Genomic DNA, 14,419 nt, shown 5'->3' on the forward strand with positions numbered 1-14,419 from the left:
CGAATCCTTTAGTTCGCTAATATGATAATATGTTAGCAGATGAAAGAATGAAAATCAACGCTTAACTTCAGTAAGGATATTTTTAGTTCAAATATCCTTCTCCTCATTATGAAAAAATCATGAATAATGTATTAAAGGTACGTAATATCTCAAATTCTTTATGTTTGGCATGCTATAATACAAATCAAATAGAGAACAAGGAGATAAAGATGAAAACACTGCGAACTCTATGTGTCCTGATGATTCTTTCAGGCGTTATTTTTTTCGGACTTAAAATAGATGCAAAAGATATAGATATTCCTTTTTTGAACAGCCTTAAAAAAGTGGTTTCTGATAGCGATACAGACTCAGCTGCGAATAGCAAAAAGGAGCTGAAGGGAAGCGCAAAACCGCTGGATGTCATCCTTTACAATCAAATGGACGCACCCCGGCTCTATAACGGCTGTGAAGTAACAAGCCTTGCGATGGTGCTGAATTATGCGGGATACGACGTGACAAAAAATACCCTGGCAAATCAGGTTGCCACAGTGCCTTTGACATACAGCAGCGGATTAAAGGGTGATCCGAATGACGGATTTGTCGGGGATATGGCGAATGGCCCTGGTCTCGGTGTCTACCATCGACCGATCTATCAGCTGGCGAAAACCTATGCGGGAGACAAAGTGTCTGATCTGACTGGAAAAAGTATTTCCGCTGTTTATCAGCAGCTTGAAAAAGGCAATCCAGTTTGGGTTATTACGACAGCCAACTTTACGCCAGTTGACAACATGCAGACATGGAAAACGCCAAACGGAACGATAGAAATTACGTACAGCGAACACAGCGTCGCCGTTACGGGATATGATGATAAATATGTGTATCTCAATGATCCGTATGGCTATAAAAACAGAAAAACCGATAGAACAAGCTTTGAAAAAGCGTGGAAACAAATGGGCAGCCAGGCCGTGGTTATTCAAAAGTAAACACCTGAAGCCTCACTATGCTCTATTCTGAGCAAATACGACAATATTCATGCTTTTTGTATCAATCGGTAAGATCGATTCATTTTCCATTTTTCACCCAAAATTGTCTTTACTTTCAGGCTGTCTGTTTTTATGATTAAAGCAGATTCAGCCTTGCCCCGATCTATGCGAGAGAAGCCGGTGCAAGTCGCTGACGCTTCTCTTGCAAAAAATGAAAGATATCCGGGGAGGATTTATCATTGAAAAAAATCGTGTCTATCCTATTTATGTTCGGTTTGGTTATGGGTTTCAGCCAGTTTCAGCCATCAACCGTTTTTGCAGCTGACAAAGTGGTGCACGAAACAATTATCGTACCAAAAAATACAACATATGACGGGAAAGGACAGCGGTTTGTGGCAGGGAAAGAATTAGGTGACGGAAGCCAGTCAGAAAACCAAGACCCTGTTTTTCGTGTGGAGGATGGAGCAACCCTGAAAAATGTGGTGCTTGGTGCACCTGCAGCTGATGGCGTGCACACTTATGGAAACGTTAACATTCAGAATGTGAAATGGGAAGATGTTGGTGAGGATGCGTTAACGGTGAAGAAGGAAGGAAAAGTGACGATCGACGGCGGTTCTGCTCAAAAAGCGTCAGATAAGATATTCCAAATCAATAAAGCCAGTACCTTCACAGTGAAAAATTTCACGGCGGATAATGGCGGGAAGTTCATTAGACAGCTTGGTGGTTCAACCTTCCACGTTGATGTGATCATCGACAAGTGCACCATCACAAACATGAAGGAAGCGATATTCCGGACGGACAGCAAAACAAGCACGGTCAGAATGACAAATACACGCTACTCTAATGTCGGTCAAAAATGGATTGGTGTTCAGCATATTTACGAAAACAACAACACTCAATTTTAACAAAAAAAGTCCGCTGATGTTATTCAGCGGACTTTTTCAATCTTTCTTGCATTTCTTCCTTCGTATAGATGATCCTCATCGGATTTCCGCCGACAAATGCCCCGTCAGGCACATCCTTATGGACAAGCGTTCCGGCGGACACAACTGCGCCATCTCCTATTTTCACCCCGGGCAGAATGGTCGTGTTGGCACCAATCATCACTTCGTCCCCGATCAGAACTTTGCCGATCCGGTATTCGTGAATCAAATACTCATGGGCCAGAATGGTCGTATTGTACCCGATGATTGTATTTGTTCCGACTGAGATCTTTTCCGGAAACATGATATCTGGCATCACCATGAGGGCAAAGGATGTCTGTTTTCCAACCTTCATCCGCAGAAATGTGCGGTACAGCCAGTTTTTCATCCCTATAAACGGCGTATATCTCGCAATTTGAATGACAATGAAATTTTTGACGACCTTTAAAAAAGGTACCGTTTGATAGACATGCCACAGTGAGTTGGCCCCCGAGACCGGATGACGATCTGTTTTTCTCACAGATTACTTCACTCCAACGATTTGTAATAGATCACTCATTTTCTCAAGCATAAAATCCGGCTCATGCTTCGCCAGCATTTCCGGCCCTTTAATCGTCCATGCGACTCCTGCCGTTTTTGTACCGGCGTTTTTCCCTGCCAGCACATCATGGTAATTATCACCGACCATAATGGCTTCCGCCGGCTCGCTTCCTAGCTGTTTCAGCGCTAACAGCACAGGCTCGGGATCAGGCTTTGCATTCGTCACATCATCAAGGGTGACAACTGTTTCAAAGAATTCGCCGATTCCCGTGAGCTTGAGGCCCATATTGACAGTATCTCTTAATTTTGTTGTCACAATTCCTAATGTAAAGCCGGCTTTTTTTAATGCATCCAGGGTCTCATATACCGTTTCATATTCAGTGACGAGTGAATCATGCATGTCATGATTGTACGCTCTGTACATAGCGATCATATCCTCGCATTTATCAGGGTCCATCGAAGAGAACGTATCAAAAAGAGACGGCCCGATAAATGCAAGGACATCTTCTCGTTTATACTTGCTCGGATAATAATGCTCCAGTGTATGCAAAAAGGACGCGATAATTAATTCATTCGTATTAATAAGCGTTCCGTCTAAATCAAACAGAATCGTCGTTACTTGTTTGTCACTCATATTGCTTCCTTTCCAACCGCTGAGGGTTTCCATTTTTTCCACGTGTGCGCAATAGCCATTGTCAGCAGAACTGCTGTGGTGACACGAATCAAAAGAAGCGGCCAGACCGGTATGCCAAGCGGAATAAAGACAAGTGTATCTTCCACGACCGCGTGGCAGGCAACGAGAAATATAAATGCCAATGTCATGTCCCGCTTGCTCACGCCGTCATCCTCGACAGCTTTGATCATGACACCCGCTCCGTAGGCCAGACCAATCGTCAGTCCCGTCACCATCGTCATAGACGTATTTTTATTCATGCCAAGCAGCTGCGTAAACGGCGACAGCCACCTGGAAAACCGATAAAGCCAGCCTAAATCTCTTAAAAACTGGATGATAATCATCAGCGGGATCACTATTGCCGCCAGCTGCAAAACACCAAGTCCGGCTTTCGTTAATGCTTCTGCCAACATTCCTAGCCAGCTGTCTGGCGCCGCGCTCTTCGCAGCGATAAAACCGTACTGCGCCGTTTCCTTTCCGCCATGCCAAATGAGGTTGATGACGATGGCTGACACAGCGGCCAAACCGATGCGCACGGCCAATATGACGCCAATTCTGATACCAACCTTTGCGGCAACTGTCGATTCGATAATCAAGTTATGACAGAAAGAAAGCATAACAGCTAAAATAAAGACTTCTTTCACAGATAAATCCAATGTTAAAATCCCGGCAATTCCCGCATACAGATTCAGCATATTTCCCAGTACAAGCGGAATGGCCGCTTCACCAGAAAGCCCGAAGAGACCCATTACCGGTGTGATCAGCCGTACAAGCCAATCCATGACAGGGGTATGCTGGAGCAAAGTGACCAATAGCGTTACCGGGAAAATCACTTTACCCAGCGTCCATGTTGTTTGAAAACCTGCTGCAAGACCGGCCAGAAAGATCTTCTTCATCCCTCATCCCCCTTTGTTGACGTCTACTCCGCGTACCGCTCCTTCGAGTATCCCTTGACGCGTCTGAAGATGATGGCTGCCACAGCCAAAACAATCAATACGATTGAAATCACCTGAGCGATGCGAAGTGAATCAGTCAGCATTAAGCTGTCAGTCCGCATTCCTTCAATAAAGTATCTTCCGATTGAATACCAAATGATATAGATCAAGAACATCTCGCCTCTACGCAAATTCGCTCTGCGCAGCAGCAGTAAAACAATGACGCCGACAAAGCTCCATAGTGATTCATATAAAAAAGTAGGATGATAATATTGCCCATTGATATACATTTGATTGATGATAAATTCAGGCAGGTGCAGGTTTTCTAAAAAGGCTCTGCTGACAGCCTCGCCGTGCGCTTCCTGATTCATGAAGTTCCCCCAGCGGCCGATCGCCTGGCCGAGCAAAATGCTGGGCGCGGCAATATCCGCAAGCTTCCAGAACGAAAGGTTTTTCACTCTCGAAAACACATAACCCGTTAAAATGGCGCCGATTAATCCGCCATGAATGGCAATGCCGCCCTTCCAAATCTTAATGATTTCTCCCGGATGTGCCGCATAATAGTCCCATTCAAAGGCAACATAATAAATTCGTGCGCAAATAATCGCAATTGGAATGGCAAACAGGACAAGATCAATAAACGTATCTTTCTGCAGCCCCCGTTTTTCACTTTCCCTCATCGCTATCCACAGCCCGAGCAAAGCGCCGAGACCGATAATGATTCCGTACCAGTGGACGGCTAACGGCCCCAGCTGAAATGCTATCGGATTGAGTGGTTCTATCGCTTCATTCATTTAACGCCAACTCCTATTCTTCTTGTTCACCGTCTTCAATGACGTCCGCCAGCTTGTTGGTAAATTGTTCAGCGGCATTCAGCCCCATCCGCTTCAATCTGAAGTTCATTGCTGCCACTTCGATGATGACTGCAAGATTTCGGCCTGGGCGGACGGGAATCGTCAGTTTTGTAATTTCTGTATCAATGATTTTCATGGTCTCTTCCTCAAGTCCGAGCCGGTCGTATTGCTTGCCCTGCTCCCAGAGTTCAAGATTCATGACAATCGTGATTCGTTTATTGCTTCTGACCGCGCCAGCGCCAAATAGCGTCATCACATTGATAATGCCAAGGCCCCTGATCTCAAGAAGGTGCTCAATTAATTCCGGAGCGTTTCCCACAAGAGTATCCTGATCCTCCTGCCGTATTTCAACGCAATCATCGGCAACAAGGCGATGCCCTCTTTTCACAAGCTCTAGCGCTGTTTCGCTTTTTCCGACGCCGCTTTTTCCTGTGATCAGCACGCCGACACCATATATATCGACAAGAACGCCATGAATTGCTGTGGTAGGCGCCAGCCTGCTCTCAAGGAAGTTGGTTAAACGGCTTGACAGTCTTGTCGTTTTCAGCGGCGATCTGAGGACAGGCACCCCATTTTTCTCGGAGGCGTCAATCAGCTCCTGCGGGATGGGCATATCTCTAGAAAGAATAATAGCTGGTGTTACATCAGTGCACAGAGAATCCATTCGCTGCTTTTTCTCCTCTTCAGGAAGCTGTTCAAAGAAAGAAAGCTCTGTTTTTCCGAGAAGCTGCACGCGCTCCCTCGGGTAATATGTAAAATATCCGGCAATTTCAATACCTGGTCTTGATAGGTCACTCATTGTAATCGGGCGGTTAATTCCTTCTTCTCCGCTGATTAATTCCAAATTGAACTGTTCCATTACGTCTTTTGTGCGAACCTTTGCCACGATATGTTCCTCCTGTTCCGGGCTGCCCCGAGCTTGCTCACAATACTTTCATTTTATCACTTTCGGGCTTGAACCTAAAACAGATTTTATAAAAGGGGGGAAAACACCTCAGCTGGTCTAGATCACTAGTCTGAAAAAGAGTAAAATAAAGGTATTCAAATTCCAGAAAGGCGGATCATCTATGGCAGAGAGTCTTCTTATCAAAGACATTGCGATCGTGACAGAAAATGAAGTAATCAAAAACGGCTATGTCGGAATCAATGACGGAAAAATCAGCACAGTTTCAACAGAACGGCCCAAGGAGCCATATTCAAAAGAGATTCAAGCACCTGCGGATTCCGTTTTGCTTCCCGGCATGATTGACATTCATATCCACGGCGGCTATGGCGCAGATACAATGGATGCTAGCTTTTCCACGCTCGACATCATGTCGTCAAGACTGCCCGAAGAAGGCACGACGAGCTTTTTAGCCACAACGATTACCCAAGAGCATGGGAACATTTCTCAAGCTTTGGTGAACGCAAGAGAGTGGAAAGCGGCTGAAGAGTCCTCTTTATTAGGTGCAGAACTGCTCGGCATTCATTTAGAGGGCCCCTTTGTTTCGCCTAAAAGAGCCGGAGCGCAGCCAAAGGAGTGGATTAGGCCTTCGGATGTTGAGCTTTTCAAAAAGTGGCAGCAGGAGGCGGGCGGACTGATCAAAATTGTTACACTTGCGCCGGAGGAGGATCAGCATTTTGAACTGATCCGCCATTTGAAAGACGAATCGATTATCGCATCCATGGGGCACACGGATGCCGATTCCGCATTGCTGTCGGATGCCGCAAAAGCAGGGGCGAGCCATATGACTCATCTGTACAACGCGATGAGCCCGTTTCATCACCGAGAGCCCGGAGTGATCGGAACGGCGCTGGCCCATGATGGGTTTGTGACAGAGCTTATCGCCGATGGCATTCACTCCCATCCTTTAGCTGCAAAGCTTGCTTTTTTGGCGAAAGGCAGCAGCAAGCTCATTTTAATTACCGATTCCATGAGGGCAAAAGGACTGAAAGACGGCGTATATGAGTTCGGCGGCCAAAGTGTGACGGTAAGAGGACGAACAGCACTTCTTTCAGACGGAACCCTTGCCGGTTCGATCCTCAAAATGAACGAAGGCGCACGGCATATGCGTGAGTTTACAAATTGCTCTTGGACGGATATAGCTAATATAACTTCTGAAAACGCGGCCAAACAGCTGGGCATCTTTGACCGAAAAGGCAGTGTGACTGTGGGAAAAGATGCAGATTTGGTGATTGTCAGCAGTGATTGCGAGGTGATTCTCACCATTTGCCGCGGAAACATTGCATTTATATCCAAGGAGGCTGACCAGATATGAAAGTAATGGAATGTCAAACGTATGAAGAGCTAAGCCAAATAGCAGCCAGAATAACGGCAGATACAATCAAAGAAAAACCTGATGCTGTTCTCGGTTTAGCGACGGGCGGCACACCGGAAGGCACGTATCGCCAGCTGATCCGCCTGCACCAAACTGAGAATCTCTCATTTCAAAACATCACTACAGTTAATTTGGATGAGTACGCCGGACTTTCAAGCGATGACCCGAACAGCTATCACTTCTATATGAACGACCGTTTTTTTCAGCATATCGACAGCAAGCCTAGCCGGCATTTTATTCCGAATGGAAATGCAGACGATTTGGAGGCCGAATGCAGACGGTATGAACAGCTAGTCGATTCCCTCGGCGACACTGACATTCAGCTTCTCGGCATCGGCCGAAACGGACACATCGGCTTTAACGAACCGGGAACGTCTTTCAAGTCGCGAACTCATGTTGTGACATTAAATGAGCAAACCCGCCAAGCGAATGCCAGATATTTTCCCTCCATAGACAGCGTGCCGAAAAAAGCACTGACAATGGGAATTCAAACGATACTCTCAAGCAAGCGCATTCTGCTGCTTATTTCTGGAAAAAGCAAAGCGGAAGCTGTTCGTAAGCTGTTAGAAGGAAACATAAGCGAAGATTTTCCCGCATCTGCTTTGCACCTGCATTCCGATGTTACGGTTTTGATTGATCGTGAAGCCGCGTCATTAAGACCTTGAAAGGAACATGCTGACTTATGAATATCAATAAACAATCGCCTATTCCGATTTACTATCAGATTATGGAGCAATTAAAAACCCAAATTAAGAACGGAGAGCTGCAGCCGGATATGCCTCTTCCTTCTGAGCGCGAATATGCCGAACAATTCGGGATCAGCCGGATGACAGTTCGCCAGGCGCTTTCTAATTTAGTTAATGAAGGCTTGCTCTATCGCCTGAAAGGGCGGGGCACCTTTGTCAGCAAGCCAAAAATGGAACAAGCACTTCAAGGGCTGACAAGCTTTACCGAGGATATGAAAAGCCGCGGGATGACACCGGGCAGCAGGCTCATTGATTATCAGCTTATTGATTCAACTGAGGAGCTCGCGGCTATATTAGGCTGCGGGCACCCCTCCTCTATCCATAAAATCACTCGGGTGCGGCTGGCAAATGATATTCCGATGGCGATTGAGTCCTCACATATTCCGTTTGAGCTTGCGGGTGAATTGAACGAATCGCATTTTCAGTCGTCGATCTATGATCATATTGAAAGGTACAACAGCATACCGATTTCCCGTGCAAAACAGGAGCTTGAGCCAAGCGCTGCCACCACGGAAGAAGCGAATATTCTTGGTATTCAAAAGGGAGCGCCTGTCCTATTAATTAAACGAACAACATATCTGCAGAACGGAACTGCTTTTGAGCATGCAAAATCCGTATACAGAGGCGACCGTTATACATTTGTCCACTATATGGATCGTCTTTCATAAAAAAAGCCTCCAACCCTTTTTAAGGATTGGAGACATGGCGAAAATCAAACTGGTCTGGTGCCGGACGATATGTTTCTTTTTTCGTCTTGAACTTCCAGATCGGTGATTTCGTTTTGCCGTTAAAACTGTCTTCCACTATAATGTACCAATAATAAACAGACTGCGGTTCAAGATGATCCCAGCGGAATTCAGCTGTGTCCCCGCTCTTCACTTGCTCCCGTTTTCCGAGCTCTTCATTGGTATATACGTTACATTCAAAATAATCGGTTTCCACCTTTTTGATTCTTGGCTTCAAATCAAGCGAAAGGGAAAATTCATCCTTGTTGCCATAGGTATCCGTATCATAGTAGTTCTTATCCTTTACATACGGAGAGTACGTCGATACGTGCACCATGTCATTGGCTTGGTCAAATTGAAGCAAACGCAAATACCCTTGGCCGCCTTCTGGCCCGCCCTGATAATCGGCCAGCATTTGATGCACAAGACGATCCGGTTTCCCATCACCATCATCATCCAGCTCATCTGTTTTTCTCATCGCACTATGATAATGCCCGCTCAACACCATCACGACATTCGGGTTCGGCTTTACGATTTCTTTGAATATTTTCTCTCCGATTGGGCTTCTGTTTCCGCTGACCAGCAAATACTCATGAAAAGCTAAAATGGCCATCCGGTCAGGATGCTTCTTCAGCACCTGATTCATCCACGCGATGTCTTCATCCGTAATGCCCCATCCCATGTACAGCATGATATAATCATTGCCGTTGCTAGAAATCAGGTCATAATGTCCGCGGTTATTTTTATAGGAACCGCCATAATGAAATTTTTTATCAAAACGATCGCTGCCAAAATATTTGCCAAACGCCCTGTAGGAGCCGTCCTTATGTCCGACATCGTGATTGCCGGCCAGCACGCCGTAAGGAATTCCGCTCTTATCCAGAACGGACATTGACCGATCAGCGTTTTTCCACTGTCTGATATCGGCGGAATCATCTACAATATCACCCGTGTGGAACACATATTTGATATTGAGCTGCTTTTGATTATCTTTTATCCATTCGGTCTGTTTATCAAAAATATGCGGATAGCTTTCGGCGTAATACTGTGTATCAGACATCCAGACAAATGTGTACATATCCTTCGCAGGAGGAATTTCATCCTGTACAATCACATTCATTTTCGACTCCCGTACAAAATCGGCGGCAATCACAGACGCTTTCAGCGTAAACGGTTTGTCATCCTTCGCGACGAAGCTGTCAACAGGCTGCCATTCGTTTGTCCGATAATTCCAAGCATACATCGTCACCTTTCTCCCCGGCAAAGAACTGCCCTTCCAGACTGATTCTGCCAGATCATTCTCATCAATTGATGGATCAACCGTCACTTCAAAGCGATGATAAGGGAAAAGCTCTTTGTTTTCTGTCGATACTGTTTTTCCATCAGCAGCTGATACCCGCTCCAATTCTTTATTCGTAAATGGGGTCTCCCTTTCCGGCACAAAGCTTTTCGGCGGTTCAGTCAGTGACGCGTGCTTAAATATTTTCACATGATTGCGCGCTGTATATTGAAATCCCCTATAAAAACCAACATCCATGGCATCATTCGTCGGATCTTTCACCCGTACAGAAAGCTTGGCCTTATGCGTGTCGGCTTCGCTGTCTATAACCTCCGGCTGGTCCGGATGCTCTCGTTCGGTTTTAAATATCCTCTCAATCACTGTTTTATTGCCCGCGAGATCCGTTGCTGTCACTTTTAGAGAATGTTTTCCCGGCAAAAGGTCAGAAGATGACGTATGATATGGGAGTGTAATGCTTTCTCCATCTAACGACGCCTCCGCTTCCTCAATTCTGCTCCATTTATCATACATATCCGCCTGCAGGATAAGGTTTCCTTTATACGTTTGCCCCTCGGTGATATTCGGCTCAATGTGAGGTCCTGAATTATCTACCCGTACAACCAGGCTGACATTTTCCTTCCCGTCGCTTGCTTGAATATGGTGAGCGCCTTCAGAAAGCTTTGATGTATCCCACTCCAGCAGCTGTGATGTAAATAGTCCGTCAGGCAGATTGAACTGAAATTGCCAGCTTTTATTCGAGCGCTGATTATCGCCAATAAAGAGTTCCTTCTCAGGAGACACCCTCTGATCTCTGATCACCGTTCCATCCGATAACACCAATCGGGCGTTTTTGACTAAGAAGTCATCACGGTTTTCAGCCGTATCAAACGGAGACACCTTCGAACCTGAACGTATCGTAATACGCTGCAGCTGCTTCCCTTTCCGAAGCAGTGTCTCTGGCAATGGAACAGAATAGGTGCGGTATTTATTTGTTGTATCATCGAACACCTTCAGCACTTTGCCTTCCATCGTTACCGCGTTTTTAAAATAAAGGTTCGTTTTCCTCGTATCGAATGCAAAATATACTTCTTTTTCCATCGCGGGCTCTGTCACTTGTTTTTTCCCGTCAATCCATAGCTTAATGCTGTCAGCTCGCCCTTCTGTCGTGGCTTTGAGAAATTGAGTTCCCGACAGCGTGTCTCTGTTTTCAATATTCATCCGCAGACCGTGCGCCTTGCTTGTTTGTTTAATATCAATCATTTTGACCGGCGTTCTCGCTTCATTGATCCCGTCCCCGGCCGCCACATAATACTCTAGCTGATCCTTCCCGATCAATTCAGGCGAATACACAATATAATGGAAGAGATTATCGTTGCGGTCTTTTTCAGCAAGAATTCGCTTAAACGGTTTGTTCTCATCCGTCCGGTAGTAAAAGGCCACTGTTTTCACTAGGCTTCGGTCCCGTATGTCAGCCCGCAGCTCAATGCTTTCAGCAGGGCGGACAGGCTTGCGGTCAGTCAAATCCTCAATGACCGGCTTTTCTTTATCGAGCTTGATTTTCCGTTTCTGGTCGGGCACCTGTGCCTGTAATACGGTTCCGGGAGACGGATTCTTTTCCCCGATTGAAATGTTCAGAAGTTCTGCTGTTCCGTTCAGTGGATACTTATAAAGCACTGATGACAGCCGGCGCAGCGCATGTTTCCGATAATGCGCAACCGAAATGTCCTTTCCTGTATTCGTTGATATCACAACGGCCCGCGGCCTCGTATTGGCCATACCCTCTGTCTCGTCTATCACCGCAAGATTTTTTCCTTCTTTTAGTTGTGTCTGATAATAACGATTGAAATCCGCTGACGTCAATTCTGGATGCCCGGCAGGCTTCAGCCAGACGACAAACGTTTCGCCGGATGGTATCAAGATCCTTTCATCAGGTCTCCAAATCAGATCGGAGTCAGGCCCTTCTTTTGGGTAGCGGTAACGGATATGGTAGTCTTTAAAATCAATCGTTCTGTCAGTCGTATTAAAAATCTCAATAAATTCATAACCGTCTGCGCGTCCTATATTCTTCGTATCAACCGCCAGCTCTGTGATCAGAAGCTCCGGAATATGGGCAAGGTCAGCCTGGTATCCTTCAAGCTTCAGTTTCTTCGTCTCCGACTCAACCCGCTGCTTCCCATTCGACATCACAATGTAATACTCAAGCTCGCTGTTCCAAATCAAACGTTTCGGAATTTGTGCCAAAAACTTGCGGACCGCTCCGGGGGTCGGGTCCATCGGCACCATTTTGTAGCCCAGCTCATTACTTTGTTTATAAAAAAGAAAGGCGGAAAATGCTTGATACGAATTATCGCGAACTTGAGCCTCAATCATTAGATTGCTTCTCATTTCAGCTTTCACATCAATTTGAGGAGGATTTTCAAGCAAGGGTATGTAATGAGGCGTTTGAAATAGTTCCTGCTGTACAACAGGAAAAGCTTTCGATTCATGATGGCCGCCAGACAAAACGGAAAGAAAAGACAGTAATATAGAAGCAATAACCGTGTATTTCCTCATCAAAGCACCTCCCTTTTCATGTATTTTGCGTCTGAACAGGGAAGCTTATGAGTTCATTTTTGTGCATAAAGAACAAAAAAACGTCTGTCTCTTGAAAATTCCACTATTACCCAGTAAACTAAGGATAGTTAACCAGTTAACAATTAAATCAGAGAGGCAAATTGATGGACAACAGCATTCATGATGAATTATTTCAAGCTATACAACAATTCGCATTAAAAAGGGATAAACGCGTCTGGCAAAAGGTGCAGATACCATCCATTGGCATATCCTCACAACATCACGATCACCTCAAAAAAGACTGGACTTTGACCCAGCTTCACATTGTTTCCTGCATACATACCAGCCAAAATGTGAACAACAGCTTCTTAGCATCCCGTTTACACATCTCAAAAGCCGCTGTTTCAAAAGCGGTTCATGCTTTGTTGAAACACAATATCATTACAGTGACAAAAAAGCCTGGCAACAAAAAAGAAATTTTTTATACGCTAACTGATAGCGGCAGAAAATTGGCGGCATTACATGAACAGCTTCATGAGAAAGCAAAGGAGCAATATAAACAGCTTTTCAATGAATTTTCAATTGATGATTTAAAAACAGTGACTGCGTTTTTCAACTTGTGGATCAAATATATGTAAAAAGAGTCTCACCCGCATGGGAGAGACCTTTGGAATTCTATTATGCCCCGTCAAACGCAACGAGAAGTGAAACAGGTCCGCGTGTATACAGACCGGACTCAGCATAACAAAAATCTTCCTCTAATCTGATATTCCGCATCTTATCCAGCACAATATTAGCTACAATTTCGATTTCGTTTTTGGCAAAAGCTGCTCCTACACAGTTATGAATGCCGGATCCGAAAGCGAGATGCCGGGCGGCGCCGCTAAAAGCGCTCTTGATACCAAGATCTTCCCGATGAATATTAAACACGTCAGGCTGTTCAAATGCTTCAGGGTCCCGGTTAGCCGCACCGATCATACAAAAAACAATCGTATCTTTTTTGATTTCCATACCGCCGACCACTGTATCTTGGGACAGCTGCCGCGGAATCAGCTGAACCGGCGGTTTATAACGCAATGTCTCCGCAATGGCTCTCGGAACTAACGAACGGTCAGCCAAAACATCATTCATCTGCTCAGGATTGTTGAGCAAATGGTAGATCATCAGTGCCAGCGTCTTATCAGCCGGTTCCGTTGCGGCTAACAGCACATTAAGAATCAGTGCGAGTATATCCTTGTCCGACAGCGCCATGCCTTCATATTCAGAAGTACATAGGATCGAAATTAAATCTGATCCCGGATTGACGCGACGTTCTTTAATGACCGGCATCAAGTATTGGGAAAGCTGTTCGCTGCACCATAACGAATGTGCCCGCGCTTCAGGAGATTGAGAGATACTCGTGATAAAATCGGCAACTCCGCTGTGCCACTCAGAGATTTTTTCATGGTCTCTTTTATCCAGCCCGAGCATGTCCATCGTGACGCACACCGCAAACGTCTTTCCAAAATCATTGACGAGATCACTTTTCCCTCTTTCAAGATAAGGCGCTAACAAGTTTTCTGCATTTTGTTTAATCAATGGAGACAGATGATCCAGTGCGTCACCGATAAAGCTTCTCACTACAATTCTTCTTTTGGCAGAGTGTTCTTTTCCATGCATTTGGGCCAGCACAGGGCCTCGCATGACTGGTTCGGCACGCTCAACAAGTGATTTCGTCGTGAAGATATCCGGATGCTGAAGGATATAGCGGACATCATGATAGCGGCTGATAAAATAACTGTCTATCGACTCTTCATAATGAACCGGATCTTCCTCCCGCAGTTGTGAAAAATAAGCATATGGATTGTTTTGAAATTGATCAGAAAGCACACTAAACAATTTAATCGATTGGCTCATGTTTTACTCCCCCTA

13 protein-coding genes are annotated in these 14,419 nt (G+C 45.4%); 6 read left to right on the forward strand and 7 right to left on the reverse strand.

The genetic code is table 11. The features are described 5' to 3' along the window. The first annotated feature begins 209 nt into the window (after positions 1-209). On the forward strand, positions 210-962 hold the full coding sequence (yvpB, locus tag BSU_34940) for a putative hydratase (protein NP_391374.1): 753 nt from the start codon (positions 210-212) through the stop codon (positions 960-962). 239 nt (positions 963-1,201) lie between these two features. Then, the gene (gene pelC, locus BSU_34950) at positions 1,202-1,867 is read left to right on the forward strand and encodes a secreted pectate (polygalacturonate) lyase (RefSeq protein ID NP_391375.1); all 666 of its coding nucleotides are present in this window, start codon (positions 1,202-1,204) and stop codon (positions 1,865-1,867) included. A gap of 19 nt (positions 1,868-1,886) precedes the next feature. Here pelC and hprF read toward each other — a convergent pair whose 3' ends face one another. The 5 genes from hprF to hprK are packed head-to-tail and all read right to left on the reverse strand — an operon-like array spanning position 1,887 to position 5,773. Next, on the reverse strand, positions 1,887-2,405 hold the full coding sequence (hprF, locus tag BSU_34960) for a dephosphorylated heptaprenylglyceryl phosphate O-acetyltransferase (protein ID NP_391376.1): 519 nt from the start codon (positions 2,403-2,405) through the stop codon (positions 1,887-1,889). 3 nt (positions 2,406-2,408) lie between these two features. After that, positions 2,409-3,059 (reverse strand): Hpr-associated pyrophosphatase, encoded by a 651-nt coding sequence (gene ppaX / locus BSU_34970; protein NP_391377.1) that lies wholly within the window; start codon positions 3,057-3,059, stop codon positions 2,409-2,411. Then, positions 3,056-3,994 (reverse strand): putative integral inner membrane protein with nucleotide binding domain, encoded by a 939-nt coding sequence (gene yvoD / locus BSU_34980; protein ID NP_391378.1) that lies wholly within the window; start codon positions 3,992-3,994, stop codon positions 3,056-3,058. The genes ppaX and yvoD overlap by 4 nt, the downstream gene beginning before the upstream one ends. A gap of 23 nt (positions 3,995-4,017) precedes the next feature. Beyond that, complete coding sequence (gene lgt / locus BSU_34990) at positions 4,018-4,827, reverse strand: prelipoprotein diacylglycerol transferase (protein ID NP_391379.1); 810 nt, start codon at positions 4,825-4,827, stop codon at positions 4,018-4,020. A 13-nt stretch (positions 4,828-4,840) separates the two neighbouring features. Beyond that, complete coding sequence (hprK, locus tag BSU_35000; protein ID NP_391380.1) at positions 4,841-5,773, reverse strand: serine/threonine protein kinase/phosphorylase (pyrophosphate-producing); 933 nt, start codon at positions 5,771-5,773, stop codon at positions 4,841-4,843. Positions 5,774-5,954: 181 nt separating this feature from the next. On the opposite strand from hprK, the gene nagA reads away from it, so the two are divergent. From nagA to nagR, 3 genes are read left to right on the forward strand one after another with little or no spacing between them, the layout of a single operon-like run. Next, positions 5,955-7,145: an N-acetylglucosamine-6-phosphate deacetylase gene (gene nagA / locus BSU_35010; RefSeq protein ID NP_391381.1), complete on the forward strand. Its 1,191-nt coding sequence runs from the start codon at positions 5,955-5,957 to the stop codon at positions 7,143-7,145. Then, positions 7,142-7,870: a glucosamine-6-phosphate isomerase gene (gene nagBA / locus BSU_35020; RefSeq protein ID NP_391382.1), complete on the forward strand. Its 729-nt coding sequence runs from the start codon at positions 7,142-7,144 to the stop codon at positions 7,868-7,870. The genes nagA and nagBA overlap by 4 nt, the downstream gene beginning before the upstream one ends. Before the next feature lie 17 nt (positions 7,871-7,887). Further along, positions 7,888-8,619: a transcriptional regulator (GntR family) gene (gene nagR / locus BSU_35030; RefSeq protein ID NP_391383.1), complete on the forward strand. Its 732-nt coding sequence runs from the start codon at positions 7,888-7,890 to the stop codon at positions 8,617-8,619. Between the two features lie 19 nt (positions 8,620-8,638). On the opposite strand, the gene yvnB is transcribed toward nagR, so the two are convergent. Next, positions 8,639-12,508: a putative exported hydrolase gene (yvnB, locus tag BSU_35040; protein ID NP_391384.1), complete on the reverse strand. Its 3,870-nt coding sequence runs from the start codon at positions 12,506-12,508 to the stop codon at positions 8,639-8,641. A gap of 164 nt (positions 12,509-12,672) precedes the next feature. Here yvnB and yvnA point away from each other — a divergent pair, with 164 nt between their 5' ends. Further along, a complete protein-coding gene (gene yvnA, locus BSU_35050) occupies positions 12,673-13,146 on the forward strand; it encodes a putative transcriptional regulator (RefSeq protein NP_391385.1) in 474 nt (157 codons plus the stop codon). A gap of 40 nt (positions 13,147-13,186) precedes the next feature. Here yvnA and cypX read toward each other — a convergent pair whose 3' ends face one another. Beyond that, positions 13,187-14,404, reverse strand: coding sequence for a cyclo-L-leucyl-L-leucyl dipeptide oxidase, pulcheriminic synthase (gene cypX, locus BSU_35060; protein ID NP_391386.1), 1,218 nt, complete (start codon positions 14,402-14,404; stop codon positions 13,187-13,189). Positions 14,405-14,419 lie beyond the last annotated feature (15 nt).

The sequence above is a fragment of the Bacillus subtilis subsp. subtilis str. 168 genome (assembly GCF_000009045.1).
Taxonomy (GTDB): domain Bacteria; phylum Bacillota; class Bacilli; order Bacillales; family Bacillaceae; genus Bacillus; species Bacillus subtilis.